This is a genomic window from Streptomyces sp. NPDC111507 (genome assembly GCF_055638955.1).
On the sequence record NZ_JBVKBU010000031.1, the window covers coordinates 16,581 to 42,829 of the forward strand.

20 protein-coding genes and 4 pseudogenes are annotated in these 26,249 nt (G+C 66.5%); 6 read left to right on the plus strand and 18 right to left on the minus strand.

Features of this window, described 5'->3' with window-relative positions; translation table 11 throughout:
- Positions 1-49: 49 nt before the first annotated feature.
- From ACZ7M2_RS50485 to ACZ7M2_RS50505, 5 genes and pseudogenes are all read right to left on the minus strand, one after another.
- Positions 50-568 (minus strand): annotated as a pseudogene (locus ACZ7M2_RS50485) (transposase); the annotation flags it as partial.
- A gap of 60 nt (positions 569-628) precedes the next feature.
- Positions 629-2,083 carry an argonaute/piwi family protein gene (locus ACZ7M2_RS50490; RefSeq protein WP_471601055.1) on the minus strand — a complete coding sequence of 485 codons (1,455 nt, stop codon included), beginning with the start codon at positions 2,081-2,083 and terminating at the stop codon, positions 629-631.
- Positions 2,080-3,570: a DUF4365 domain-containing protein gene (locus ACZ7M2_RS50495; RefSeq protein WP_471601056.1), complete on the minus strand. Its 1,491-nt coding sequence runs from the start codon at positions 3,568-3,570 to the stop codon at positions 2,080-2,082. Before ACZ7M2_RS50495 ends, ACZ7M2_RS50490 begins: the two co-directional genes overlap by 4 nt.
- A 341-nt stretch (positions 3,571-3,911) precedes the next feature.
- Positions 3,912-4,340: pseudogene (gene modA, locus ACZ7M2_RS50500) on the minus strand (molybdate ABC transporter substrate-binding protein); the annotation flags it as partial.
- Between the two features lie 242 nt (positions 4,341-4,582).
- Positions 4,583-5,353 (minus strand): hypothetical protein, encoded by a 771-nt coding sequence (locus ACZ7M2_RS50505; protein ID WP_471601057.1) that lies wholly within the window; start codon positions 5,351-5,353, stop codon positions 4,583-4,585.
- A 614-nt stretch (positions 5,354-5,967) separates the two neighbouring features.
- Here ACZ7M2_RS50505 and ACZ7M2_RS50510 point away from each other — a divergent pair.
- Together ACZ7M2_RS50510 and ACZ7M2_RS50515 are read left to right on the plus strand one after the other, a co-directional pair.
- Positions 5,968-7,542 (plus strand): hypothetical protein, encoded by a 1,575-nt coding sequence (locus ACZ7M2_RS50510; protein ID WP_471601058.1) that lies wholly within the window; start codon positions 5,968-5,970, stop codon positions 7,540-7,542.
- 445 nt (positions 7,543-7,987) lie between these two features.
- Positions 7,988-8,142: pseudogene (locus tag ACZ7M2_RS50515) on the plus strand (SAM-dependent methyltransferase); the annotation flags it as partial.
- A 33-nt stretch (positions 8,143-8,175) separates the two neighbouring features.
- On the opposite strand, the gene ACZ7M2_RS50520 reads toward ACZ7M2_RS50515, so the two are convergent.
- The 13 genes from ACZ7M2_RS50520 to ACZ7M2_RS50580 all read right to left on the minus strand — a co-directional run bounded on the left by ACZ7M2_RS50520 (position 8,176) and on the right by ACZ7M2_RS50580 (position 21,155).
- Positions 8,176-8,622, minus strand: a complete 447-nt coding sequence (locus ACZ7M2_RS50520) for a class II aldolase/adducin family protein (RefSeq protein ID WP_471601059.1) — start codon at positions 8,620-8,622, stop codon at positions 8,176-8,178.
- A gap of 589 nt (positions 8,623-9,211) precedes the next feature.
- The gene (locus tag ACZ7M2_RS50525) at positions 9,212-10,042 is read right to left on the minus strand and encodes an aldo/keto reductase (RefSeq protein ID WP_471601060.1); all 831 of its coding nucleotides are present in this window, start codon (positions 10,040-10,042) and stop codon (positions 9,212-9,214) included.
- Positions 10,043-10,224: 182 nt separating this feature from the next.
- Complete coding sequence (locus tag ACZ7M2_RS50530; protein ID WP_471601061.1) at positions 10,225-11,274, minus strand: endonuclease/exonuclease/phosphatase family protein; 1,050 nt, start codon at positions 11,272-11,274, stop codon at positions 10,225-10,227.
- Positions 11,271-12,467, minus strand: a complete 1,197-nt coding sequence (locus ACZ7M2_RS50535; protein WP_471601062.1) for an NAD-dependent epimerase/dehydratase family protein — start codon at positions 12,465-12,467, stop codon at positions 11,271-11,273. Before ACZ7M2_RS50535 ends, ACZ7M2_RS50530 begins: the two co-directional genes overlap by 4 nt.
- Before the next feature lie 200 nt (positions 12,468-12,667).
- The gene (locus tag ACZ7M2_RS50540; RefSeq protein ID WP_471601063.1) at positions 12,668-13,414 is read right to left on the minus strand and encodes a phosphotransferase family protein; all 747 of its coding nucleotides are present in this window, start codon (positions 13,412-13,414) and stop codon (positions 12,668-12,670) included.
- Positions 13,415-13,442: 28 nt separating this feature from the next.
- Entirely contained in the window at positions 13,443-14,699 is a 1,257-nt protein-coding gene (locus ACZ7M2_RS50545) for a radical SAM protein (RefSeq protein WP_471601064.1), read from the minus strand.
- Between the two features lie 40 nt (positions 14,700-14,739).
- Positions 14,740-15,738, minus strand: coding sequence for a Gfo/Idh/MocA family protein (locus tag ACZ7M2_RS50550; RefSeq protein ID WP_471601065.1), 999 nt, complete (start codon positions 15,736-15,738; stop codon positions 14,740-14,742).
- 111 nt (positions 15,739-15,849) lie between these two features.
- Entirely contained in the window at positions 15,850-16,827 is a 978-nt protein-coding gene (locus ACZ7M2_RS50555) for a glycosyltransferase (protein WP_471601066.1), read from the minus strand.
- A 96-nt stretch (positions 16,828-16,923) separates the two neighbouring features.
- A complete protein-coding gene (locus ACZ7M2_RS50560) occupies positions 16,924-17,931 on the minus strand; it encodes a Gfo/Idh/MocA family protein (protein ID WP_471601067.1) in 1,008 nt (335 codons plus the stop codon).
- Entirely contained in the window at positions 17,928-18,716 is a 789-nt protein-coding gene (locus ACZ7M2_RS50565; protein WP_471601068.1) for a sugar phosphate isomerase/epimerase family protein, read from the minus strand. Before ACZ7M2_RS50565 ends, ACZ7M2_RS50560 begins: the two co-directional genes overlap by 4 nt.
- Entirely contained in the window at positions 18,713-19,849 is a 1,137-nt protein-coding gene (locus ACZ7M2_RS50570) for a glycosyltransferase family 2 protein (protein ID WP_471601069.1), read from the minus strand. The genes ACZ7M2_RS50565 and ACZ7M2_RS50570 overlap by 4 nt, the downstream gene beginning before the upstream one ends.
- Positions 19,846-20,817: a UDP-glucuronic acid decarboxylase family protein gene (locus tag ACZ7M2_RS50575; RefSeq protein WP_471601070.1), complete on the minus strand. Its 972-nt coding sequence runs from the start codon at positions 20,815-20,817 to the stop codon at positions 19,846-19,848. Before ACZ7M2_RS50575 ends, ACZ7M2_RS50570 begins: the two co-directional genes overlap by 4 nt.
- Before the next feature lie 209 nt (positions 20,818-21,026).
- Positions 21,027-21,155: a hypothetical protein gene (locus ACZ7M2_RS50580; RefSeq protein WP_471601071.1), complete on the minus strand. Its 129-nt coding sequence runs from the start codon at positions 21,153-21,155 to the stop codon at positions 21,027-21,029.
- Between the two features lie 524 nt (positions 21,156-21,679).
- Here ACZ7M2_RS50580 and ACZ7M2_RS50585 point away from each other — a divergent pair.
- The 4 genes and pseudogenes from ACZ7M2_RS50585 (at position 21,680) to ACZ7M2_RS50600 (ending at position 26,208) form a co-directional block, all read left to right on the plus strand.
- On the plus strand, positions 21,680-23,656 hold the full coding sequence (locus ACZ7M2_RS50585; RefSeq protein WP_471601080.1) for a beta-galactosidase: 1,977 nt from the start codon (positions 21,680-21,682) through the stop codon (positions 23,654-23,656).
- A 17-nt stretch (positions 23,657-23,673) separates the two neighbouring features.
- Positions 23,674-24,417: pseudogene (locus ACZ7M2_RS50590) on the plus strand (ABC transporter ATP-binding protein); the annotation flags it as partial.
- A gap of 100 nt (positions 24,418-24,517) precedes the next feature.
- Positions 24,518-25,306 (plus strand): ABC-2 family transporter protein, encoded by a 789-nt coding sequence (locus ACZ7M2_RS50595; RefSeq protein WP_471601072.1) that lies wholly within the window; start codon positions 24,518-24,520, stop codon positions 25,304-25,306.
- A 125-nt stretch (positions 25,307-25,431) separates the two neighbouring features.
- Entirely contained in the window at positions 25,432-26,208 is a 777-nt protein-coding gene (locus ACZ7M2_RS50600; RefSeq protein ID WP_471601073.1) for an ABC transporter permease, read from the plus strand.
- The last annotated feature ends 41 nt before the right edge of the window (positions 26,209-26,249 follow it).

Sequence of the window (26,249 nt, forward strand, 5' to 3'; positions counted from 1 at the left end):
TGACGGCCCCGACCAGTACCGGCGAGTTACTTGTCCCCTGGTGTCTGAGTCACTGAACTCTTCGGAGTGTTGTCGGCTGATGCGTGAGCTTGAGTCCAGTGCCGGCAAGGCACCCGCCGCTCAGGTCTGGGCGGAGCTGAATATGACGCAGACCCCAGCGGAGGGTGCGTTCGAGATGGTCGTCGTCGGTGAAGGCGGTGTTGGCCAGCGGACCGCGCCTTAACAGCGGCCAGACACCTCCACCGGTTTCAGATCTGGTGCGTAGGAAGGCAATTGGGCAATAGCGAACCAGTCGAGTTTGTTCGCGTACTCGCGCATCCCGGCGGACCGGCGGGTGTTGAGGTCGTCCCAGATCAGGACGATGGGGGCTTTGAGCTGGATGTGGGGCGCAGGACCAGGTCGCGGTAGTCGGTCCAAGCGAGGCTGTTGCGTACTGCACCCCGGTGCTTGCGGTGCTGGCGCAGCCGGTAGATCAACCGGGAGGAGTCGCCCGGCCGGTAGCAGCACGTGGCGGCGATCGACCAGCGCGCCAGGACCGGCCGCGCACCCGCACCACGGGCGTGCGACGCGCCGGAACGGATCGGCGTGCGGGCCCGGCCAGCGGAAAGCGAATCGCCCGGTCGGCTGACTACATGTAGTGGGCGTAGCGGGTGGCGACAGCCTGGTCGGGCGGGCAGAAGCGCAGGACGGATTTGACCTGGTTGGCCGTGCGCAGGGTGACGGGGAGGCGCCCGTCGAGGCGGGTCTGGTTCCAGTTCATCTTGGTCAGGGCGAGGACTTCGGCGGCCAGTTCGCGGGGGTTGCGGGTGGGGGTCACGGGCCTGATGCCGATCGGGCGCGGAATGTACATGCCGGGGTAGGTTCGGTAGAACTCGATGCTGCCGGTGGCGTACAACGCGAGTTCGCGTTCGCCGAGGGTGACGACGGTGCCGCGCAGGGGCGGTGCGTCTCCGGGACGGAAGGCTGCGGCTCCTTCGCTGCTGGTGATCCAGCTCATCTCCAGCGTGTCGATGAACCGTTCGTCCGCGGCGGCTTGGAAGCCGCCTGCCTCGTCGTCGGTGAAGGCCGAGGTCTTGTGCAGCACGATGCGCGCGGGTGCGGTGTGGTGCTCGCGCCGGTAGGCGTCCAGGGCGTGGACCAGGAGGGCGTGCGCGTCGGCGCGGGCCAGGTGGGGCTGGCGGTCGGTGCGGCTGATCCTCGCCGGCCCTCCGCGCACGATCACGCCGTCCCCGCGTTCGTTGAATACCTGCGCGACGGAGGTGCTCAGAGAGCTCCCGTCGTCGCTGCGGTAGAAGGCGACACCGACGTAGCAGGCCGTGAGGTCAGCGGGACTGCGCAGGAGGCGCCACGGGACTCCACCGGCCTTGTAGTAGAGGGCGACATGCAGGTTCCAGGCCCGGCTGGCCTCGTCCTGGCGACTGTGGCCCTCGGGAGGCCGGGTGGCTTCGTCCCAGGTGCTGCGTCGGATGATCTGGATGGGCTGGCGCAGGTGCAGCAGCCGGGCTTTGAGCAGGTCGTGGAAGTTGGCGAACTGGGCCGGGGGCGGCTCGTCGAGCGTGTCCCGGGCTGGAAGCTCGTCGGCCTCCTTCGGGCCGCGGGCTGATCGGCCGGCGGTGTCGATGAGCTGCTCGGGTCTGGCGACCAGGAGGACGTCGACACGGTTCTCGTCAGCCAGGGTCCTGATCTCTTCCGCGTAAATGCTCACGGCCTTGGTCAGGGCTGCCGGCTGGCCGGCGGTCTCGATGGCGCGCAGGTCGCGGCTGCTGATCGCCCGCGTGTTGCGGTCGCTGAAGACAAGAGTGGTGTGCAGACCGCGGTCGGTGTCGCAGCCGGGGAATTCCGGGAAGAGATGCGGGTACTTCTCGTCCTTGGCCGCGATGGGTTCCCGGCAGCGCTCCAGCCATCGGCGCAGCCCGTCGAGTTGGTCCGCAGGACCGACCAGGCCGACGCGGATCGCCCTGGGCGCGTCGGCCGCACCGAGATCGGCGGGGCCGTAGTTCGTGATCCCGAACCGTGGATCGATGTGCCGGGCCGCTCCGCCGAATTCCAGTTCTGGTTCGTCAAGGATCACCGAGCTGATCAACGGCCTCGCCTCGCACCGCTCGCCCGTCCCTGACGGGGCGTTCGCAGTCCTGCAGACCTGGCTTTGCTTCCAGGGCTTCTTCGCCGAGGAGCGCCCTCGTCGCTCTCGCCGTCCTGGAGCAGGCTGAGGAGATCCTGGGTGTCCGCATCCGCGACAGCCAGTACAGCGTCCAGACTTTCCTGGCCTCCGGCGGACGGGTCCCGGTCGTCCTCGGGTGCGGCCCCGGACGGCGCCGGCCCCCACAACAGGTCGTCGATACCGCGCTCGACCGTCATGGTGGCCAGCTCGCCAAACTGGACGGGCCGTGCTTCCGTGAACAAGTCGGCTTCCTGGCGCAGATAGTTGGCCCACATGCGGGTCCAGCCTCGGACCGCCGGATGCCGGTCGAGACGTTTGATCCCCGCCAGGAGCCGGTCGGCGAAAGGGTATTCAGTGTACCCGTCGGTGGTGAAGCAGTAGTCCGGTTCCAGCTGGCAGTACCAGACACCGTCCAAGCGCCGGAATCTCGTGCGCAGTGCAGCGTGGTGGTAGTAGCCGACGCACTGTGGGTCGGACTTCGAGGTGTGCGGACCGAACACGGTCCGGCCGCGTGATCCGGGTCCCTTGCCCGCCTTGCGGGGCCCCAGGTGCGAGGTCGCGCGAAAGTGCATGTGCTTGCGGTCCTTGTGCCACCGCAGTTCCGGATAGGAGCCCTGAACGGTCCGGGAGAGCAGGTCAGCGAAGCGGTGCTGGGTGTCGAGGTCGTCGCTGTCCGCCCATTCTCTGGTCTCGTGCCGCTCGGGATCTCCGTCGCAGAGCACCCGCAGAGGCGAGTCCCGCAGGTCGTGGAACGACAGGACCAGGTTGTCCCGCAGGATCCAGCCGGACTCACGCCGGCCCTGCGGCTCCAGTGCACCACCGGCCGCGCGGTAGTCAGTGAAGGCCGTCGGGGCCAGATGCACGGTCGGCGGCATCTCGATGACGGGCAGCAGGTTCGTGGTCAGCACTTCGGTGATCGGCGCGGGCCGCAGGTACAGGCCCGACGTCCGCGGCATCGCCAAGCGCAGCAGTGCCTGGGCGGCGTCCCGGTCGAAGCGCTGGGTGTGCTTGTCGATGTCCACGCGGCGGGCAGCACGGCTGACCGCGTCCGGGAACGCCGCCTTGACCTCCACCCACCACGCCTCATGACTCTCGGGGTGGGAAAAGACCAGGATGACCGGCGAGTTGCCGGACAGCCAGTGATCAAGATCGCGCTGGTCGCAGAGGTAGTGGAAGCCGTCGTCCGTCTCGCCGGAGAAGCGTCGGTCCTGCGCTTTGCTCTGGACCAGCAGGGTCAGGTTCAGCACGGCACGGCTGTCGGGGTCGACCAGATCGATGTGTCCGTCGATGCCGTGATCGACGCGCCGGGGATGGAAGAGGTGGCCCATCTCCAGGCAGCGTCGTTCGATCAGGGCGATGCCTTTCTCACCGATGAACGTCTGGCGCGTCACCGTCTTGCGATCAGCCATCGCCTCATCCTCCTTGCTGGACACGACCCGTCGGCAAGTAGCCGGCCGAGGTGCTCATTCAGGGTATGCGGCACCACTGACAGTCAGACTGACGCGCCGCCCCACCCCTGTAGTCAGCCGCGCCCTCCTGCACCGCAGTTGCGACCCCACTTCTGGGAAGCCGTGCACGACCGACAGCCCCTGGACTGTCCTTCGTGAAGACTTCCGGCCTGGCCTGGCCCGAGAGGAAGTCCGAACCGGCGAGAGCTGTCCCCGCCACGGCCTCAGCAAGGCGCAGCAATGTGCGTCGCGGAATGCGCGACGAGAGCTGGGAACGCGTTGGCCTTGGTGAGGCTGGGCCGGTTGCCCGGCAGGGTGGCGATCTCCAGCTGGTTGCGGACGAAGGTGGCCGGCGTGGTGGCGGTGTCCTTCTTGTCTGTGACGATCGCCATGGTCTTGGGGCTCGCGGCTGCGAAGACGTCGGCCGGTGCACCGCTCGTGATCTGCGCGGCGAGGGTGTCGCTGCCGCCGAAGCTGAAGTTGACCTTGGTGCCCGGGTGGGCCTTCTCGAAGTCGGCCTTCGGGTTCGTGAAGCTCTCCTGGAGCGAGGCCGCCGCGAACACGGTGATCGAGCCCGACAACTTGGGCGTCGCCGCCGCCGACGTGTCCGACTTCGTCGTCGCGGACGAGTCGTCGCCGGAGGAGGAACAGGCGCTCAGGGCCAGCAGGGCCGCGACCGAGGCACCGGCCACCTGGAGCGTCCGCCGGGTCCGGCACACGGAACGGGTCATCACGAGTGAACTCCTCGGGGTCGCTCAGCGTCCGGATCTGGCGCAATCAGCGCGTCCGACGACGTCGTGATCCGCTGCGAAACCGTAGGAAGTGATCATTAAGGTCACGTCACGCAACCACCCAAACAAGTTTGCACCCTGCGCACGCGGGCCAAGTACCTCATGTGAGGCGGCGCTGCCTCAAGCTGCGGGCGTGGAGAAGGTCAGAGACCTCTCTCCTTCGCTCGATGCGTCCCCGCCCTCTACACTCCAAAGAGCCGGTCGACCTCGCGATCGAACTCCGCTCTCTCACGAAGGTAGGCATCGATGTCGGCCCTACATTTGAGGCCGATCCGATCGCACAACCACTTGTCGAACTCTCCCGCCTTTCGGGCATAGGAGTCGACCACGTCGACGATGACAACGGCCTCCCCCTGAGCGGCGATCCAGGCTCGCTGGTCACCGTTCCACACGCCAGCCCGGAGGAGAGGCTCGCCGGGCAGCGTGAAGGTGATCGCGAAGGAAGCGGGGCCCAGCGTCTGCTTGCTCTGCGACACGGGGAGCTGGGAATGGGTGATGTAGTTGCGCAACCCCTTGAGGAAGTTCGCCTGCACGTCAGTTTTGAACACCGAGGTGAGCTTTTCCCGGTAGTCATTCGTTAGGACTGGGTCGTCCGCGAAGTACTGCGTCATGAAACGTCGTTGCTGATCGACACGCGTGCTCATCGCCGTCAGCACGTTATGCAGAAGTCGTTCGGCTTCGGAAAGAAGATCGTCGTGCGCTCCGGGGTTACGGACATCGAGTATCGGCCCGGAGACCGTCGGGTTCTGCAGTCCTGCCACAAGGGACTGGTACTGCGCGACGTTTCCCTGGAACACATATCCCATCCGCTTGACGCGGTCCTGGAGCGCCAAAGCCCGATAGCCCGGAGACGCCAAAAGCTGCCCCTGCCAGTCCACCAGAGAGGGCCGCGAGCCATCTTGGGCGGCGGCCGCCTCCTCAGCGGGCTCGGACTGAATATCGATGTCGGTCATGCCTTACGACGCTACCCGGCTTGAGGGGTCTGGTGCATGGGCATATCAGTGCGGTCACCGACCGTACCGGGAGCGGCTGATGCTCCTGGGAAGACGCCGGTCGCTGCGGTGACCGCAACCGCGCCCAGCGTGCTTCTGACGAGCGTGACCAACTGGACCATCGCCGTCGCCTGGATACTCGGCTCCTTCCGGATGGACTTCTTGATCACCTCCACCAGCCTGCTGGTCCTCCGGCTCTCCACCACGCAGGAGGCCGGCGCCAAATGCACGGCCCTCCAGATCTCTAACGCCATCCCCTACGTCGTCCTGCTCGCCGCGCCCGGCACGGCCTTCGCCCCCCCTCGGCAGCGGCAACATGACGAGGACGGCCAACTCCGGTTCCCATCCGGCCGCCTTCGCCTCCGTGTTCCTGCCGATGGCCGACGTCGCCCTCGTAGGGGCCTGAGTGATGACCCAGCTCCGTGAATCTACGACGTCACTCCCACCCCGGGGTGCAGCAGACTGGTCCATGTGTCGACAGGCGCGGAGCGCCGACAGGTGGGCCCGGTTGACATACATAGCCGAGCGAGGAGAAACCCCTCGAAGAATCCCTTCGCGGCGAGGATCATGGCGGGATGGCTGCGTATCTGTACGACCGGCTGGTGACCGAGGACGAATACCGCCAGCGCATCCGACGCCATCGTCCCAGCTCACTGCTGCCGCTGATCGCCGCGGCGGCAGCCCGCTACGGCACGCCCCAGCAGCCACAGCCCTGGCTGAAAAGCCCGTCGATGAAGTACACGCCCTGGGCTCTGGCTGACGCGGCCCGCGTCTGCCTGGCCTACGGCACCGAATACCAGCGGTCGGACGCCACCGAGCGTGACCTGCTGGAGATCCTGACGGCGTACTCCAGCCTGAAGGAACCCACCCTGCACGGCACGGACGAACCCACCGTCCGCCTGCGGGACTTCATGATGCGCCTGGGAGGCGAGCAGGGAGCGTGGCAGGCCCCGGAGTTCAACAGCCTGGCCCGTACCGCGGCGCTGTACCTGCACACCTCGTTCCCCGAACGCCGGCAACCCCGCTGCGTGGTCCCGGGCTGGGACACCGAGGTGTTCGGCTGTCCGCTGCCCGACTACGTCGGCACCGCGCAACTGCTCTGGGGATGTGCGCTCTTCGACGCCGGGCGGTTCGACCCCGCGATCTTCGACGGCCCGGACGGGGAGAGGTTCAACCGGACGGTCAGCCGGGAGACGGTCCTGAGCGTCATCGAACGGCACTTCGCCACCGACGTGGCTTCCGTCAAAGCAGCCGAGAGGCAGACCGTGGACAACCTGGCGAGGTTGGCCGGTGGCAAGGCGGCCCAGCTGCGGCGCTTCACGTACAACCCGCTGCTCGGCCGGCCGGCGGTCACCGGCTTCGGCCCCGGCCTGCTGTGTCCCTCACCGCAGCTGGTCTGGCGCAAGGGGACCCCGGCCGGCATCTACCACACGGGACGAGAGCACTTCGGAACTGGCTTCCTGCGGGAGACCGGCTATCTCTTCGAAGGGTACGTCGGCCGCCAGCTCCGCCTGATACCGGAGGCTGAGGTCATCGGTGAGATCACCTACCGGGTCAGGCGCGACGAGCGGCTCAGCGTCGACTGGATCGTCGTCCTCGACGACCTCGTGCTGCTGGTGGAGGTCAAGTCCATGATGCCGACCGAGAACGCCCGGCTGGGCCTGGAAGAGGGAGTGGCAGAGACCGACGGCAAACTGGCTCGCGCCTACCGACAGGTCAACACCACCTCGGCCCAGATCGACGAGCGCAACCCGGCATTCGCCCGCATTCCGGCCGACCGGCCGCGCCAGGCGCTGATCGTCACCCTTGAGCCGTTCCCCATCGCCAACGCCAACCTGCCCCACGTGGACCTGCCCGTCCCCGATATTCCGACCACGGTCGTCGGTGCCCAGGAGATCGAACGCCTGGTGACCCTGACCGACATCACGCCCAGCTCACTGCTCCTGGAACGGGCGGCAGACCCCCAGCGCTCCACCTGGGCTCTCAACGAATGCCTCACCGGACACGAAGGAGGCCGCAACCCGGTCCTTGATCAGGGATGGGCGTCCTACCCCTGGGCGACAGCCCGGCTGCCATCCGTCCCGGAGCGGTTCAAAGGCGATGAGCCCGAATACAACGGAGCCGTCAGCACGAGTACCAATCCATCCTGACGAGCCGCACGACGAAGCCCCGACCGAGGGGGCTTCGTCGTGCTGTTAGGTGTCACACGCGAATCACAGACCCCGTGGACACCCTCCCGGCACAGGATCCCGAAACTGGACATACATGTCTGCATAGGACTGGATGGACGGTCCTGGACGGCTCCACCGAGATCACGCTCAGGCCAGTACCCGCCGCCACGCCCTCTCACCTCAGGGGCCGACGACCTCGACATGATCGCGGGCGCCGGCCACGTAGTCGCCCTCGGCCCAGTCAGCTGTGCAGCCGACGGCCGCATCGTCATGACCGGCACACCCGACCAGGGCATCCCGTGCTGTAACCGGAAACGATCACTGGAGTGGTGTGATGGCTGGGTGTCTGCCGGCGGTGGATGTCGCGGAGGTCAACTCAAGGTCGTGACACGGCCTGTCAGTTCCCTGACCTAAGGTCGCCCGCATGGCTGAGCCCCCCTTTCTGACCGCGGTGCGCGAGTCGTACGACACGGTCGCCGCCGATTACGTCGAACGCGTCCCGCCTCCCGCCGCGATGGACCCGCTGTCCCGCGCGATGCTGGCGGGTTCGCCGAACTGGTGCGGACGGCCGCTCTGGGGTCACTCCAGCGGCCAGAAGACCCAGCGACGGCGTCACGGCAAGGGCGTCCGGGCGAGGAGCGGTGCCGACGGTGGCGAGGAGGTTCTGGCCCGCGGCAACGGCCAGTCCGGTCCCGATGCACACAAGGGCCGTGGACAGCGGATGTGTGGTTGGCAGCGTGGCGGTCCGGGCGATGCGGGCGACGAGGACACACAGGCGGAGTGCGACGAATCCGAGCGTGAGCCAGTAGTCGACCAGGCGCAGCGGTGCCGACCAGGCAAGGTCGTATGCGTGGTCGTCCTGGAGGTCGGAGCTGTCGTCTTCGCCGGCCAGTTGGCGTGCGGTGAGTGTGCAGATGTCGGGGTGGGGGTGACGAGCTTGGTTCCGGCGGCCGTGACCGCGGTCTGTATCGCGCATGCCTTGTTCAGGTAGTACATGCGCAGGAAAGCGTGGGCGGGGGTTTCGCCGACGGTCAGCAGGCCGTGGTTGCGCAGGATCATCGCCGCCCGTCGGACGGTAGGGCCTTTGACCAGGCGTTTTTCTGTGCCCCCGACAGGATTCGAACCTGCGACACCCCGCTTTAGGAGTGGGATCGAATCCTTGCCGGGGTGCTCGACGCTACCGCGTGGCGCTGTTTTGCCTGATCAGCGCCATGCGGCTTCTTACTCCATCCCGCCTTGTGTTGGACCGTCCGCTCACGCATCGCTCACGCACGGAGCCCTGCGCTGGAGAACGTAGCCGCAGGTCGTGTACGCGCCGTGGGCAGTGCCGCCACCGCCGCGATCACAGGTATCTGGAACGCCGCACCCGCCCAGGCGAAGCCCGAGGAGGCGCAGCATCCCGGCCCGGAGTCCGTGCCGGATGATGCTGATCCGTTGGGCAATATTTCGTAGATCAACTCTCCGTCCGCAGCAAGACTCAGGTCCATCCGGCCTTCTCGCCGCGCGCGGGCAATCGTGGTGCCGCCGACGCTGTGATCACTCGAATGGGCAGCCTGTGTTCGGCGCGTCCTCGGACTACGGCGTGCCATGTGCGAGCGCTCCCGGTCGTCCCGCGGGCCCCGGAGGTAATGGGTACCCTGCCGCGGAGTCAGAACTCCTCGTAGACCTCAGGGTCCCCGCCCAGCCGCCGGGAGACGCGGTCCGCAACGGACCGCATCTGGGCGGGGCTGAGAGTGAAGCCGAAGATGTCGAGATTCTCGCGCTGCCGCTCGGGACTCGCGGACTTGGGGATGACGATCGCGCCGAGCTGGGTGTGCCAGCGCAGCACCACCTGGGCCGGGGTCACTCCGAGGTCCTCGGCGACGGTGACGATCTCGGTTTCGTCCAGCAGGTCCTTGCCGCAGCCCAGGGGGCTCCAGCTCTCCGTACGGATGCCCTTGGCCTCGTGGAACGCACGCAGGCCGTCCTGCGGCAGGTAGGGGTGCAGTTCGATCTGGTTGACGGACGGCAGGACGCCGGTCTCTTTCTCCAGCCGCTCGATGTGCTCGTTGGCGAAGTTGGAGACGCCGATCGAACGGACGAGCCCCTCCGCACGAAGCTTGATCATGGCCCGCCACGATTCGACGTACTTGTCTATGCGGGGTAGCGGCCAGTGGATCAGGTACAGGTCCACGTACTCCACGCCGAGCCGTGCGCAGGACGCCTCGAAGGAGGCCAGGGTCTCCTCGTATCCGTGGTGCCGGCCGGGGACCTTCGTCGTCACCACGATCTCCTCACGAGGGACGTCGCTGCGGGCTATACCGCGGCCGACGCCGGTCTCGTTGCGATAGCTCGTCGCCGTGTCGACGAGGCGGTAGCCCATGGCGAGGGCTCCGGCCACCGCCTCCTCCGCCTCCGCGTCCGTCATCGGCCAGGTACCCAGACCGATCGCTGGGCTCGCCGTTCCGTCGTTGAGTGTGTGGACCAGAATGTTGGTCACCGTTGGACTCTCTTTCGACTGTGCCATACACCCTGCGTCACCGATGGGTGAAGCGTTGATCAACCGGACCGGCGGAGGACGAGGCCCACGCATCTGGCCTCACCGGACGTCGTGCGGCTCGCGGGTGCACTCCGCTCCGCGGTCTCCTTCTCACGCGCCAACGGGCTCGCGAGGCCCCGTCGTCACCACCCGCGAGCCCTGCCACGGCCGTCGGGGAGCCCGTGCAGGAAGTCAGCGCTGACGAGTTCGTGGTCGGAGATGGGATGGCCGGCCGAGTTCACCGCGGGCCGGCACAGGGGATTCCGTGCTGCCAGGCCGCGCCTGAAAAGCCAGTCCATCCTGCGGTGCGGGGCGCGGGGTAGGCCGTTGCCCAGGGTGCGACGAGTCGGGACCGCCGAGTTGCAGTCCAGCCAGTCGAAACCCGCCGCTGCGAACACGTCGAACAGCGGCTCGTGGTGACCAGGTTTGGCGAACCAGTCGTCCGGTGCTTCCTCGTCCGGTACGTCTGCTGTGTTGAAATCACCGCCGATGACGGTGGGAAGCGTCGAATCGGCCGAGTCGACGAGCGCCGAAAGCTCCGCGGACCTCGAGTCGGGATCGGACAGGCTCTCCAGATGGACGCTGCCCACCCTGATCCATTCCGTACCGACAGCGACGGTCGCGAACAGAGCCCGCCGGCCACCGATCCGGCGGTGGTGCCAATCCAGTGAGTACCACAGGCCCTGTGCGGGGGAATTCACGACCGCCGGTTCCGACAAGGGGAAACGGGACAGAATTCCGTTGCCATGGATTCCGGCCAGGTTGCGCTCGTCAGCGAACTCCACTTGCTCGGATTGATTGCCCATGCCCAGTTCAAGGAACTCCGCGCAGTATGCATAGCCGAAACCGAGCTCTTCAGCCAGTGCACGCAGTGTGTGCAGATTGGCGGAACGGGCCATGCCCACGTCCATCTCGGACAGCAGCACGACATCGCAGCCCGATTCCCTGATGAGCTGCGCGCTTGCCCCGACGTACTTGCAGCGCTCCGCGTTCCACGTGCCTATCCGTACCGGCCCATCATGTTTCGAGACAGCATTGCTCGGCTGACGCATTTCGATCTGGCCGAAGATCTCGGCCTCACCGAACAGCCGGTCATGCTCGGCCGGATCACCTGCGGCCCGCCGGGCCCGCTCAAGAAAATCAGTGTCCACCGCGGACAATTCCGCCACTACGTCCTGCCGCATGCCGTTCATACGCGCTCGCCCACGTGCGCACCGGGCCGCGCGGGCAAGATTCGATCGAGATCGACATCGGCGCGGAACCGCTGCGCGATCTCCACCGACTCGCGCCAGATCCCGTCGCGCAGAAGGGTGGGGATGAAACCAAGCTCCGAGAAGCTCTCGTTGGTCACGCTGAGGGTGTTCTGCGCCTGCTCGTTCCTCGGATTGTTCACGTAAGAAATCTCGGCACCGGTCTGATCCGAAATCACGGTGGCTACATCCAGCACCCGCAGGCACTCGGCCACCTGGTTGCGGACCCGCACCCGATCACCCGGCGCCGGCGGATTCTCCAGGGCGAGGTTGACGCAGTTCACGGCATCTTCGAGGTGGATGAACGCGCGAGTCTGCTCGCCCACGCCGTATACGGTCAGGGGGTGGTTGAGCGCCGCCTGCATGAGGAAACGGTTCACCACGGTGCCCCAGACGGAGTCGTAGTCGAAACGGTTGACCAGGAGATCGCTCTGGCTCGTCAAACGGGTCTGCGTTCCCCAGACGACACCCTGGTGCAGATCGGTGATCCGCAGGTTGTCATACCGGGCATAGAACTCAAAGAGTTGCGCATCCATGCACTTACTGAGGTGGTAAATGGAAACCGGTTCGAAGGGATGCAGTATCTCCACTTGCCGGTCCGGGTGCGCAGATGACGGGATGGCGACCTTGAGATAGCCCTCCGGCATCGTCCAGTCCTTCGACGAATAGCCGTACACCCCGACCGACCCAAGGTGCACAATGTGCGTGGGCACCCCTGACAGGCGAATTGCCTCAAGCAGGTTCTGCGTCGCCATCAAGTTGTTGCGCACCGTGTAGGTCCGATGTGTCGTGGACAGCATCGAATAGGGCGCGGAGCGCTGTTCGGCAAAGTGCACAACGGCGTCCGGCCGATATTTGTCCAGGAGTCTACTCAGAGCCCCAACGTCCGCCGAGACATCCAGATCAACAAAGTCGATGGTCCGGCCCGACAAGGCACGCCATGCCTCCAGCCGTCGCTCAGGGCTCTGGATCGGGGTCAGCGAGGCCGTTCCAAGTTCAGCATCGATCTTGCGACGGCTGAGGTTGTCGACGATGACGACATTGCGACCCCGGTCAGACTGGTCCAGAGCGGTGGGCCAGCCGCAGAATCCGTCCCCACCGAGGACAAGGACGGTCTGAGGGCGCTCATTTGGCATACGTAACTCCTTCTACCTGGGTGCCGGATGTCGGCGGAAAACGGTGCGAACAGAGCCGCAAGCGCAATCGAATATCTATGGGCATCCGCCTGGCGCGTCAGGCGGACGCGGAGGAACCGAACGACCAGCGCGGATGGACGTCACCGGCTCCCGCCGGGCCTGACGAGGGCGGAGAAGCGGTAAGTGACGTCCTGCACAAATCAGTTCGTCGCGAGACCGGCCTCCAGAGTCTGCTGGTGATGCGTCACCCAGGCATGTGCAGCCCTTATCTCCTCCGGGACGCCCGCCTCACGCAAACTGATCAAGGCCGCGTCTCCGCCGGCGGCTCCGCTCTCGATACCCCGCCAGCAGCGTTCCTGCCACCCGGCCACGTTTGACACCAACTCCTGGCGGTCAGCGGCTGCCAGACCATAGGCATCCGCAACCTCACGGATCCGTCCGGACGCCCATACCGGATCCGCGCCAGGACCGAGACTCAAGTACTGCCAGCACAGATGCGCCACATCGTGGACACGCCGACCTGGTGCCGCCAGGTCCCAGTCGATGAGAGAGATCGGCTCCAGTGGTTCATCCGCGGAGCGGTACACCGTGTTCTTGGGCGACAGATCGTTGTGGCACACCACCTCATGCCCGTCCGCCAGAGGATGGCCCGCCGTGAGATCGTGGGCCGCGCGGACGAGGCGGGCAAGCGCGGTCAAGGCCGCGGAGGAGGCGACCGCGGGGTTGCCGCCCTGCCAGGGCACATACCCCTGGACATAGCTGAGCGTGTCCCGACCCTCCTCGTCTCTACCGAGATAGCGGGGCGCGCCGTTCCAGGAATTCGCTTCGTAGTGCTGCAGCAGGCGGTTGACGAAAACGGAATTCCCGGTCGGACAACGCCGCACCGTGCCATCCACCAGGACCACGCCACTTATGAAGCCGCCGGGGAGTTTCTCGATTTCATTCATGGCGTATCTCCTGTCCTTAGTCTTTCACTCACGAACGCTGTGAGCCGGGCAGCTGCCGCAGCCTCTCGGAGAGCATGGCCGTGGGTACCAGCACCTCCGATGTGGGCTCAAGCCCGAACGGCACTACGGGCACCTGCCGGGGATCCCGGGTCCGTGTGACCTCAGCGTGGGTGGCACTGCTCACGATCATCTCCGCCCGGTCGGGGTGTACCAGGTGTTCGAAGTCGATGTAGCGCTGCGCGTAGGTGTAGCGGCACGGGGCGAACGCGTCGGGTATCTCACCCTGCACATGAGCGCGGCGCAGCGACTGCCATGCCTCGCCGTTCCAGATCTCCTCGAAGGTGTTCTCGCGCAGGGAGCCGAGTGTGTACTCGCCGTTGCCGATCAGGTGGTCGCAGAACCCGACATCTCCGTTGTACCGAATGTACGCATAGCTCCACGGGTGCATGCAGGCCGGCTTGCGGACCATCTCCGGCAGCGCGAGAGAAGGATCCGGCGCCGCACCGAGCTGCACGACGACACCGAGTTCGCGGCCGACCTCGGCCGCCTCGGCGTACGCCTCGCGCGTCCGGCCCAGGTCCTGGCGCAGATGGGAGGGGTCGTCGGCAGGGGCGACCAACGGGTGGATGACCACCAGCGGAACGTCCAGTCGACTGGCGAGCCGCACGATGTCGGCGAGCTCGTCGAGGTTGTCCATGCTGGAGACGACATTGAAGTTCACATGGTCGCGCGGGACTTGATAGCGGTCGCGCGCCTCCACCAGGGCGCGGCAGGTCGCTTCGAGCCTCTCCAGGGTTCCGCCGCCCCGCAACTTCTTGAACAGGGTGGGCGAGGCGGCATCGCACGAGACGGTGACGATGCCCTGCCCTCGCATCATGGCGTCCCAGACGGCAGGCCGGTTGATCTGGCCGTTGGTCACAACCCGGACCCGGACCCGGTGCTCCAGGGCGCGCAGCACCATGTCCCCGAAACCGCTGAGCATGGTGGACTCGCCCCAGCCGCGGACGTCCACCAGATGCGCGTACGGGAAGAGTTCGTCCGCCAGGCGGTCGAACATCTGTTCTTTCATGTTCAAGGCCGGGTCATACTTTTCCCCGAAGCGGCACATCGGGCATTTGAGATTGCAGTTCTCGGTGAGCTCGACGAACAGGGCCAGCGGCCGGCTGCGCAGTTCGACCGCCCCTTGCTGATACTCCTCGATGTTCAGGGCCTGGTTGTCGCGGCGCCGGTCCGTGACCTCGAACGGATGCACCGGCGCAGTCAGAAGTCGGTCGTCTTTTCGCATATCGATCTCCTTGCCGGAGTGAAGACGGTTAGGTGTCGCGTCACCGATCGGTGCGCGGCGTGGTGAGTAGCGCCAGCGTCTGCTGCACGCCCACGGAATCGTCGAGAGTGACGTAGCTTTCCCCGCGCCCACTCACCATGTGGGCAAAGCGGTCGACCATCCGTTCATACATGTCGACACCCGCGTAGGTGGTCAGCTCCTGGTGGCCGTCTGCCGTCAGCAGGGTCAGACGGCCCTCTCCCGTACCGGGGTTGAAGCAGTGGTCAAGGCTGAGGCTGCCCTTGTCTCCACGGACCACCAGCCGAGAGTCGTGCCAGGGGAGCAGGAAGCTCGCCGAGAGCTGGGCGGTCCTGCCACGGCCGTAGTCGAGAACTGCAGAGGTGTGAAGGTCCACGCCGGAGTCACTGCGGTGGCTGACGGCGGAGCCCGCGACGGGGAGGCCGCCGTACACCAGGTTGGCGGCGTCGACGATGTAGCACCCGAGGTCGAGGAGTGCCCCGCCGCCCAGTTCGTCCGACATCCGGATGTCAGCGGGGTCTTCCAGGACGAAGGACAGTGCGGCTTCGACGCTGCGGACCTCGCCGACGGCGCCGGCCCGGATCCGCTCCACGAAGGCCGCGAACTGAGGGTGGACGCGGTACATGAACGCCTCGGCGACGACGCGGCCTGCCTCGCGCGCGACGGAGCGGATCGCCTCGGCGTCGTGCGGCGTGGTGGTGAGCGGCTTCTCGCACAGCACATGCTTCCCCGCGGCCAGAGCGGCGAGCGTCCATGGTGCGTGCAGTGCGTTGGGCAGCGCGATGTAGACCGCGTCGACGTCAGGATCGTCCAGCAGAGCTTGGTAGTCGCTGTGAACCCGCGGCGCGTCCACCGCTTCGGCGAGCCGTCGCGCGGCCTCGGGGCGGCGTGATGCGACGGCGCGCACCGCGGCGTGGGGTGAACGGGCGAGGGCCGGTCCGACAAAGTTCGCCGCGATACGGGCGGCGCCGAGGATACCCCAGCGCAGGGCACCCTCGGGAGCGGGCACGCTGACGGTCACGAACTTCTCCTTTCGAAGAAACGGATGGCATCTCGAAGAAACGGATGGCATCGGCGGCATGCGGGCGACGTTCGGTGGAGATCAGACCGGATCCGGGCCGGGTCTTTCGGATCAGCCCGACTCGGCCTGGCGCGAGGATGTCCCGGCCGTGCCGCCGGCGAGGGAGCCGTATCCCCACGCGAAGATGTCTCCGAACTCATCGAGCCCGCGGCCGTTGCCGACACGGAATTGGCCCAAGTACGCGGCGAGCAACCGCGCCGCGTGGTCGTCGCCCCGCAGGGCGTGGTAGCCGAGTGCCTCCACATTGCCGCGGAGGTAACAGCGCATTTTCTGTTCGGCGCGGTCCGTGCCGAGCCACGAGTTGTGAACCATCTTGGCCTGGGGGACGTAGGCGACCTTGCGGCCTTCCCGCATCAGTGCGTAACCGAGTTCGGTGTCCTCGCCCGAAGCGGGAGCGGTTCCAGGGCCGAGATGGGGGAGGAACACGGGGCGGTCGGGCAGCAGCAGGCTCCTGCGCAGGGCCAGGTTGTTGGAGGAACCGACCACGGACACGGGAATGGTGGGAGGTCCGGTGTACACACCCGGCTGCCAGCTGGGGCCCGATACGGCTGGGCACCACAGGTCGCCGTCGGGCGTCTCGACCTCTCCCCATGCGTTCTCGCCCAGCAGGGGCACGACTTCACTACCCAGCCGCCAGTTCGGCAGGGGCACGGGTTCGACCCGGCCGAAGCCCGCTGCGACCTCGGGCTCGGCGGACATGTAGGCGGCCATCTCCGTGGCCCAGCCGGGCTCGGGCAGGCAGTCGTCGTCGAAGAAGAGCACCACATCCGTCCGGGCCTGGGACAGGGCCAGGTTGCGTCCGACGGCGGCGGGACCGGGGCCGTCGAGCACTCGCACCGGGAGGCTCCCGACGGCCTCGGCGACGGCCTCACGGTCCATCGAGCCGCCGGTGTTGTCGACGACGATCAGTTCGGCGATGAGGCTGGTGTCATCTGCGGCGATCCGGCTGAGCGCCCGAAAGAGGTCGGGGCGTCCGATACTGCAAACGGCCACGGTCAGCGCGGTGTTGACGGGTACGGAGGTCGGCATACGGCAACTGGCTCCTACCAGGATGGGGACGGTGGAGGGGGAAAGGCGCGCAACTGACGGCAGCGCCGGGCGCGGTTGGTGACGGGCTCTGCCCGGCTATGCGGCGCCTGCTGGAACGACCGGCACGGTCCGGCCCTGGCGTGCGGAAAGATCGGCGGCCTGCAGTACGGCGAGGACATCGACGCAGGCGTCCGCGGGCGCGGCGAAGGGTTCTCCGGCGCGTACCGCGGCGAGAACCTCTCGATACAGACCTGTGTACGAGGGTTCGACCGGCTGCGTCTGTGTCGGACCGGCGGCCGGAAAGACCTCGCACGGTCCGCAGTCGCCCTCCAGGCGCAGCGACCCGTGCTCCGCGTGCACTTCGAGGACGCGTTGGGCGCTAGGAGCGCACCACGCCGTCTGCACGCTGGTGAGTGCGCCGTTCTCGTGGTCCAGAAGGACCATGGCGATGTCCACGGCGGACGTGGCATCCGGCCGCGCAAGGCGCGCCGTGACCTGTGCGACGGGTGAACCCGTGAGTTCCCGCGCGACGTACACCCAGTGGTAGGCGTTGTCGGTCAGGCAACCTCCACCGGTGTTCTGCCGCCGCCAGTGCGGACTGACTCCGGCGCCGGGGAAGTGCCCTGAATCGGGCTGCTCCAGACGCAGAAAGCGGACGCGGCCGAGTCCGGCGGTGCGCAGATGGTGCATCGCTTGGCGTACGTCGCTGCGGTGGAGGTAGTTGTGCACCAGGCCGAGTCGATCGTGCGGGGCGAGCCCCGCCAGCCGGGCGGCCTCGTCGGCCGCGACGGACATGGGCTTCTCGCACAGGACGCGGACGCCGCCACGGAGAAGTCGCTCGACAATGGCAGGGGTGCGTTCCGGCGGCAGTACGACCACAGCGAGATCGACCGGCTCGGCGTCTGCGAGCAGCGCGTCGACACTGTCGTACCGACGGTGGGGAGCGACGGACAGCACATCACCGAGCAGGTTGCGCCGGGCCGGAGCCAGGTCCACGACGGCGCTGACGACGGCGTCGTCGGGCAGGCCCAAGAGCGCGGGAACGTGGCCGAGTTCGGCGATGGCCCCGCAGCCGACGAGTGCGACGCGAACGGGCCGGCTCACCGCATGGCTCCCCGTTGCACCGTGCCGGTCTGCCAGAGTCGCCTGGTGAACTCGGCGTCGTGCTGCAGAGCGGCGGGGAGATCGGGCGCGGGCATGGCGCGCTCCACGGCGGTGACGGCGATCGCCCCCGTGCTCCGCGCGGTGGACCAGCCGTGCGCCAATTCGACCTCCCCGGTACCCAGGTCGAACGAGTGCGGTGCCTGCGGGTCCGCGATCAGCCCGTCCTTGATGTGCAGGTAGTCGCAGCGCCCAGCGGTCGCCTTGAGCGTGCGTTCGAGTGCGCAGGCCACCGAGGCCCAGTGGAGATCGACCACGAATCCCAGTTCGTCGGGGGCCGTCTCGGCGCAGAGGATCTCCAGCGGCGTACGGCCGTCGTGCAGCGGCCTGGCCTCTTCCTCGTGGTTGTGCACCGCCACCCGTGCGCCGACGTCGGCGGCGCGTGCGACATGGTCGCGCAGCGCGGGCAGAGTGTCCAGGGTGCTGGACACCGAGTCGACGGGGAGTCCCGACAGGATCAGCCGGTCGCAGGCGAGCGCCCGCAACGTCTCCCAGGAGAAGTCGTCGAGCTCGTGCCAGAAGAGATGCACGGCCACGGTGTCGAGGCCACGCTCGGCGCAGGCGTCCCGCAACCGGGCGGGGTCGCCCAGGAGGGAGGACATGACCTCAAGGCCGTCGTATCCGGCGGCACGGATGGCATCGAGTGTGCCTTCCAGATCGGTCTCGGCTCTCTGCCCCAGGATTCCGTAGCCGTAGATGCCTGTTTGCAGGACGAGTCGTGGATTCACCTTGTCTCCTCATCTTGACCTTCGGGCGACGTGCCGGGAGCGGTCGGCACGAAGCGCTCCTCCGGGAAGTAGTCGAAGCGCTTCATGGCCAGCGTCGGCTTGCCACGCCGGATGGCCTCGAGCGTGATCCCGAGGTGGTAGCTCCAGTCGACGGAGACGGCTGCTGCGGCGGATCCCGTGGTGGTGCCGGCGCGGCGAGCGGTCTGCCGTGTGTCGTTCCCGAACCACAGGGCGGTTCCTGCGGCGGCGGTCAGCAGGACGGGCAGGCGGTGCCGCGGCAGGAGCGCCGCGGTCGCACCGGCGGCCAGGGCGACCGTCGTGGGATTGGGCCACCAGCGGGTGTGCTCTGGCTGCCGGGCGCAGTTGTAGACGCAGGCTCTGCCGTACAGGAAGAGCTTGCGGCGGAACTGCTGCAGCCGCGTGATTCCGTCCGTGGCATGGACCACCACGGCGGTGGGGTGCCCGAGTGTGCGGTACCCGACGGCGTCCATGCGCACCCCGAGGTCCACGTCCTCGCCGCCCACCACGGTGTAGGTGTGCTCGTCGAAGCCACCGATTGTTTCGAAGGCCGTCCTTCGCACGGAAAGGTTGGATGTGGCAGCCCACCACAGCTGCTCGAAACGCAAGGGCCAGTTCCAAGGGGCATTGGCAACCAGCGAGTGCCGAACGGTGCGCCAGGGTCCGGAGGCGGCCTCGCCCGCGACCACGGTGGGACCGGCCACGGCGCCTATGTCCTGTCGGCCCCGGTGGGCGTTGTGAAAGTCCAGGTGCTCGCGCAGCAGGGTCGGCGTCGCGATGCAGTCGGAGTCGATGAACAGCACGAGCGGATGGCGGGTTTCGGCGACGCCGAGGTTGCGCTTGGCGCCGACCCGGCGGGGTCCGCGCAGATAGCGTGCGCCCGCCTTCTCGCAGGTTCCCCGGATTCGCTCGCCGTCGTCGTACGACGAGTCGTCCACCACGACGATTTCGGTCCGGACTCCGGCGGGCATCTCCGTCACGGCGACGCCCAGTGACTCGACGAGCCGTGCGACGGCCCAGGGGTTTCCCTTGGTCGGGATGACGACGGACAGAGCGCTGAACTCGGCCTGTCCCGCATCGACCGGGGTGACAGGCGAAGGGGTCGGCTTCGTCATCGGCTCAGCCCCGGGCTAGCGACGCGGGACTCCGCGAACCAGTGAATCGTGCGCCGCAGCCCCTCTTCCAGATCGATCCTGGGTCGCCAGCCGAGGCGCTCCGCGGCGAGGCTGGTGTCGGGGCAGCGCAGGGAGGGGTCGTCCTCGGGCCGGGGTACGAAGACGACATCGGACGACGAACCGGCGGCCGTGATCACCGCATGGGCCGTCTGCAGGACGCTGAGCTCCGCGCTCCCACCGATGTTCACCGGACCACGTACGTCCGGGCTGGTGAGCAGGGCGAGCAGACCGTCCACCGTGTCGTCCACATAGCAGAGTGAGCGGGTCTGCTCACCGCTGCCGGCGACGGTGAGCGGGTCGCCCGCGAGTGCCTGGATAATGAACGTGGGGATCATCCGGCCGTCGTCGCCGCGCATCCGCGGGCCGAAGGTGTTGAAGATCCGTGCGATACGGGCGTCGAGGCCCTGCCGCTCCTGGTAGGTGACAGTGAGGGTCTCGCTGAAACGCTTCGCCTCGTCGTACACCGCGCGAGGGCCGACTGGATTGACGTTTCCCCAGTAGGACTCCGGCTGCGGATGGACCAGCGGGTCGCCGTAGACCTCACTGGTCGACGTGAGGAGGAAACGGGCCCCATGGGCGGCGGCCAGGTCAAGGGCATGCTGGGTGCCGGCCGAGCCGACCCGAAGGGTTTCCAGCGGAAGCCGGAGATAGTCGCGCGGTGAGGCCGGACAGGCCATGTGCAGGACGTCCGTCACAGAGCCGGTGATGTCCAGCCCCGCCGATACATCGGCCTCCCGGAATTCGAAGTTCGGGTCTTGGGACAGTGCCCGGATGTTGTCCAGGGTGCCGGTGCTCAGGTTGTCGACGCAGACCACCGAGTAGCCGAGAGCCAGCAGCCGTTCGCACATGTGCGAACCGAGAAAGCCTGCTCCGCCGGTCACCACTGCGCGGCGCGCGGCCCGCGTCATCGACCCTCCCCGTTACCACCCTGGAGCGCACCGAGCAGCCGCCGGGACAGCTGACCTCTTTCCGCCGTCACGGCGATTGCAAAAGTCCTTCCGACCGCTCGTCCGGTATTGGAGCCGACAGGGAAAACAACTGGGAACGCCACTGTCTCGCCGCCTTCCTGGAATCAAATCGACCAATTATCGAGAGTCGCTGTTTCGGTGGCTCGTGATCAGGCAGCGGAGGCGCCCGTGCGCTCGAAGGTCGCCCGGCGCCGGAAGTCCGGCCTCCGGCCCTCGCGACGGTGTTTGAACTCGTCGAGTCCGCCCAGGACCGTCGACGCGTGGTCACCGAAGTCCACCTCGTCGCCCTGTCCGCACGGGCGTCACGCTCAAGTTCGGCGCCCTGGTCACGTCGGCAGTCCCTCGGTGTCGTCGGTGATCTTCGCGATGCCCTATCCCGACTGGGAACGTGCACAACGTAACACCGGCTATCGAGTCGATCAAGAGGATGCCGCGGCAACTTCCCACCGGACCGCCGGAGTTGGAGGGGATGTCCGGATTCATGATCTCGTACATGCGCAGAACGAAGCACACGTGGATCCATCGTCGTACTCATGCCGACACGCAGCGATATCAGCCCAGTTGGAGAGTGCTGCAGCGGAACACCTCAGATCACCCAACACGGCCGGGGCGACAGCGGGCCGTGGTGCCGCGAACACGGGCAGCTCCTCCGGCGGCCTCAAGTCAGTGCACCCGATGATCTGTTGACAGCCACTCAAGAAGACCTCAAGATGGCGCTTCTTGTACTGGGATCGTTCCCACAAAGCACGTAGGCAAGGAGATCAGGTTGCACCCAGCGCCCCGCCTTCCCCACTCGGACACAATGATCTTCGGGGCCGACTACTACCCGGACCAGTGGCCCGCCGAGACGTGGTACGAGGACATGGGCCTGATGCGGCAGGCCGGCATCAACCTGGTGAACATCAATACGTTCTCGTGGGTGTCGCTCGAACCCGAGCCGGGCAGATACGAGTTCGCGGCTCTGGACAAGGTGATGGATCTGCTGGCCGACGCCGGAATCAGCGCCAGCCTGGCAACACCGACCGCCGCGCCGCCGGCGTGGTTTCTACGGCGGTACCCGCAGGTACTGCCCGTCAATTCGGTCGGTGTGACCCTCGGAACGGGTGCCCGCGAGTCTTTCTGCCCGAGCGCGCCGGAATACCGGCGGGCGGCCACCGGGATCGCGCGAGCGCTCGCCGAGCACTACAAGGACCACCCGGCGCTACGAACTTGGCATGTCAACAATGAATACGGGGCGCACGTCCCGATGTGCTATTGCGATCGCAGCGCAACGGCCTTTCGCGACTGGCTTGCACACCACTACGGGTCGATCACCGCGCTGAACGAAGCATGGGGGACGGCCTTCTGGGGCCAGGCATACACGCGGTGGGAGGAGGTCACCCCACCGCGCAAGGCGCCTATGCCGGTCAACACGACCCAACGCCTCGACTTTCTTCGTTTCTCGAACGATGAACACCTCGCGTGTTACTCCGCGGAAGCCGACGTACTGCGCGAAATCACCCCCGACATACCGGTGTCCACGAACTTCATGGTCGGCGAGGCGAAGTACCAGGACTACTGGATGTGGACCGGGCACGTCGACTACGTCGGCACCAGCAGCTACCTCCAGACAGCCGAACCGGACAGCCATGTTCTGCTCGCCATGTCCGCCGACCTGGCACGTGGTGTGGCCGGCGGGCACCCGTGGCTGCTGATGGAGCACTCCACCGGCGCCGTCAACTGGCGGCCGCGCAACCCGGCCAAGGCTCCGGGCCAGATGCGTCGCAACACATTGGCCCACATCGCACGCGGCTCCGACGGGGCGATGTTCTTCCAGTGGCGTGCCTCGCGCTTCGGTTCCGAGAAGTTCCACTCCGCGATGCTGCCCCAGGCACACACCGACTCGGCCCTCTGGCGGGACGTGGTCGCTCTCGGCGGCGATGTGCGCGCCCTGTCGGAGGTCCGCGGCTCCCGAGTGGTGGCGGATGTGGCGATCGTCTGGGACTGGCAGTCGTGGTGGGCGATGGAGTTCGAGGACAAGCCCAGTTGCGACCTGCGTTATCTGGAACGCATGCGCGCCTACTATCGGGCGCTGTGGGGCCGCAAGGTCACGATCGACTTCGTGCCCCCATGGGCCGAACTCGGCGCGTACAAGCTGCTCGTTCTCCCCAGCCTCTACCTGCTCGACGATGCGTGCGCCTCGAATGTGCGCGACTACGTCGCCACCGGCGGCTCCGTTCTCGTCTCCTACTTCAGCGGAATCGTCGACCAGCACGATCACGTACACCCCGGACCGTATCCGGGCCCTCTGCGCGAGGTGCTCGGCGCTTACACCGAGGAGTTCCATCCGCTGGACCTTGAGGAACAGGTGCTGCTCTCGGACGGAACGACGGCTCGGGTCTGGTCGGAACGTGTCGTCACGACGAGTGCCGAGCCGAGGCTTGCCTTCACGACCGGGCTCGATGCCGGAGAGCCCGCCGTGACCCGCAACGCCTTCGGCGACGGCACTGCGTGGTACGTGGCCACACGGCTTGAGCCCGATGCGTTGCTTGCTCTGCTGGAGACGGTACTCGCGGACGCGGGCGTGCGATCGGCCGATTGGCCCGAGCCCGTCGAGGCCGTGGTACGCCAGGCCGAGCACGCCGAGTATCTCTTCTTGATCAACCATGACCGGTCCGGGGCGCATGAGGTCGCGGCCTCAGGTACGGATCTGCTGAGCGGCGTCGTGCACGACGGAAGCGTCGAACTCGGTCCGTCGCAGGTTGCCGTACTGCGTCGGCCGCGTGGGGACAAGCGGTGAGTGACGAGAAGCGACCGATGATCGTCGCCCATGGTCTGCGACGTACTTTCAAGGTCCCGCGGCGCGATCCGGGTCTTGCCGGTGGCCTGCGTTACCTCGTGAACCCGCGCTATGAGACGAAGGTCGCAGTCGAGGACGTGAGCCTGACCGTCGCGGAGGGCGAACTCGTGGCGCTGCTCGGCCCGAACGGCGCCGGCAAATCGACGCTGATCAAGATGCTCACCGGGATCCTGGAGCCCACCGCGGGCAGCCTGAACGTCGCAGGACTCGTGCCGCATCGCAACCGCCAGGCCAATGCCATGGCCATCGGCGCCGTCTTCGGCCAGCGCAGCCAGCTGTGGTGGGACCTGCCGGCGCGGGACAGCTTCCGCATTCTGCGCGAGGTGTTCGGCATAGACGAGCACGACTACCAAGTCCGGCTGAATGAGTTCGACCGACTCCTGGAGCTGTCCGCCTTCTGGGAGACCCGGGTGCGGCATCTCTCGTTGGGCCAGCGCGTGCGCTGCGATCTCGCCGCCGCACTCCTCCACGATCCACCGGTCGTGTTCTTGGACGAGCCGACGATCGGGATGGACGCGATCGCCAAGGAGAGCGTCCGGGAGTTCCTCCGCCACCAGGTCGAATCCTGCGGCAGGACAGTGCTGTTGACGACACATGACATGACGGAGGTGGACCGGCTCGCTCACCGCGTGATCCTGGTCAACCACGGCAGGACGGTTTTCGACGGTCCGATCGGGGATCTCCGCTCCCGCTACGGGACCGACACCCACGATCTGGAGGACGTGATGAACGTTGCCTACCGCGAAACCCGATGAGCATCGGGCGGGGCCGAGGCTGACACCCGGACGGTCTGCGCGGCGCTTGACCACTATCGCCGGAATCTCCTGGTGCGCGGAGCTCGGACAGCGAGCCCGGGTGGTCAACGCCGCCATCCGCCTGGCTATGCAGCTTTTCGTCGTGTCCTGCTTCTGGCGGGGCTTCTACCAGGCGTCCGGTGGTAGACAGAGCACGGCCGCCACCCAAACCGTGAGTTATGCCGTCCTCGCGGTCCTGGTGACTCAGACGGGCGGCATCGACCGGATGTTCTCCCGCGACAGCATGGTTCAGCACCTCCAGCGTGGAACCATCCTCTACTGGCTGGTGCGGCCGATCCCTCCACGCCGCTACTACGCCCTGCGCGCCATCGGTGACCGGGCATACGGCCTGGCGTGGGGAACGATCGGCTACATCGCCTGCCGGTACACCGGCGTCATCGCCGCGCCGGTGAGCGCGTCGACGGCAGTCATCGCATTCGGATCGTTCGCGCTCGGCTGTGTCACGCTTTACTACCTGAATCAGATCTTGGATCTGATTTGCTTCTGGACGATGTTGAATACCAATGCGCTGAACATATACCAGTTCGTCATGAGCCTGATGTCCGGCGCCATCGCGCCACTGTGGCTCTTTCCGAAATGGTTTCGCGAGGTGAACGAGCTCTTGCCGTTTCAGAACGTCCTCAATACCCCGCTGTCCGTCTACGTGGGCCGGACATCGGCGAGCGCGGCAGTTCCGCTGATCGGCGTTCAACTGTTGTGGATAGTGATACTCATGACTCTGACTCGGCTGATGTGGCGCCGAGCGGAGTCGAGCACGGCAATCGAGGGGGGATAACCGTGCGCGGAGACGTGAAACAAACGCGGGAGGTTCAGGCTCGACAACTCGCGCATCCCCCTGGCGTCGTGGCGCTTGAAGGGCTCCGCCGCCGTAGATTCCACAATCTGCGTCTCACTTGGTGTGTGACGAAGGTGAACTTTCGGGCGAATCTCGAATACCGCGGCGACTTCCTGCTCGCAATCGCGTCCGGGATCATCTGGCAGGCGTCTGTCCTGGTGCTGGCCACGGTGCTGGTCAACCGCTTCCCGAACCTGGCGGGATGGACGAAGGGCGAGGTCCTCCTGGTGGCTGCGATCCGACTGCTCAGCCACAGCCTGTACGTCGCCGGATTCAATTCGCTCGCAGCTCTTCCCCGCATCGTCCAGGAAGGGAAGATCGATACGTTCATGCTGCGCCCGCTTTCAGTCTACCGGCAGATCCTTTTGGACAAGCTATTCCTCAACGCCATCGGTGACCTGGTCGTGGCGATCACGCTGTTCACCATGGCTATGCCTGAGATGCATGTGCACTGGACGGCCCCGCGAATCGGCTACCTGACCCTGGCCGTCATCGGAGGCGTGTTCCTGGAGGCGTCCCTGCATACCGTTATCGCCTGTTTCGCACTGCGTTCGATATCAACGATTCCTTGGTCCCAGTGGGTCGACGAGCTTCTCGCTACTTTTGGAAGTTATCCGCTTAAGATCTTTCCGATGAATGTACAATTATTGCTCACCTTCTGTATTCCGATAGCGTTCATTGGTTATGTCCCGGCGGCTGAGCTGGCCGACAAGACAGCGGAACTCCCTTTTTCGCCCTGGCTGGCGACGGTCGCGCCGCTCGTCGGGATCCTCGCCTTCGCGGCCGCTAGATCCCTTTTCTCCGTTAGCCTGCGGAAATACACTGGTGCGGGAAGCATCTGATGTCGGCAGATTTAGACTTCATTGGAAAAGTACAGTCATTT

Coding starts and splice junctions, on each gene's coding strand:
- ACZ7M2_RS50540 (WP_471601063.1), bottom strand. CDS start 13,414: ATGAATGAAATCGAGAAACTCCCCGGCGGCTTCATAAGTGGCGTGGTC.
- ACZ7M2_RS50585 (WP_471601080.1), top strand. CDS start 21,680: ATGATCTTCGGGGCCGACTACTACCCGGACCAGTGGCCCGCCGAGACG.
- ACZ7M2_RS50530 (WP_471601061.1), bottom strand. CDS start 11,274: ATGAACGGCATGCGGCAGGACGTAGTGGCGGAATTGTCCGCGGTGGAC.
- ACZ7M2_RS50505 (WP_471601057.1), bottom strand. CDS start 5,353: ATGACCGACATCGATATTCAGTCCGAGCCCGCTGAGGAGGCGGCCGCC.
- ACZ7M2_RS50575 (WP_471601070.1), bottom strand. CDS start 20,817: ATGACGCGGGCCGCGCGCCGCGCAGTGGTGACCGGCGGAGCAGGCTTT.
- ACZ7M2_RS50545 (WP_471601064.1), bottom strand. CDS start 14,699: ATGCGAAAAGACGACCGACTTCTGACTGCGCCGGTGCATCCGTTCGAG.
- ACZ7M2_RS50495 (WP_471601056.1), bottom strand. CDS start 3,570: ATGGCTGATCGCAAGACGGTGACGCGCCAGACGTTCATCGGTGAGAAA.
- ACZ7M2_RS50510 (WP_471601058.1), top strand. CDS start 5,968: ATGGCTGCGTATCTGTACGACCGGCTGGTGACCGAGGACGAATACCGC.
- ACZ7M2_RS50535 (WP_471601062.1), bottom strand. CDS start 12,467: ATGCCAAATGAGCGCCCTCAGACCGTCCTTGTCCTCGGTGGGGACGGA.
- ACZ7M2_RS50555 (WP_471601066.1), bottom strand. CDS start 16,827: ATGCCGACCTCCGTACCCGTCAACACCGCGCTGACCGTGGCCGTTTGC.
- ACZ7M2_RS50520 (WP_471601059.1), bottom strand. CDS start 8,622: ATGATCCTGCGCAACCACGGCCTGCTGACCGTCGGCGAAACCCCCGCC.
- ACZ7M2_RS50570 (WP_471601069.1), bottom strand. CDS start 19,849: ATGACGAAGCCGACCCCTTCGCCTGTCACCCCGGTCGATGCGGGACAG.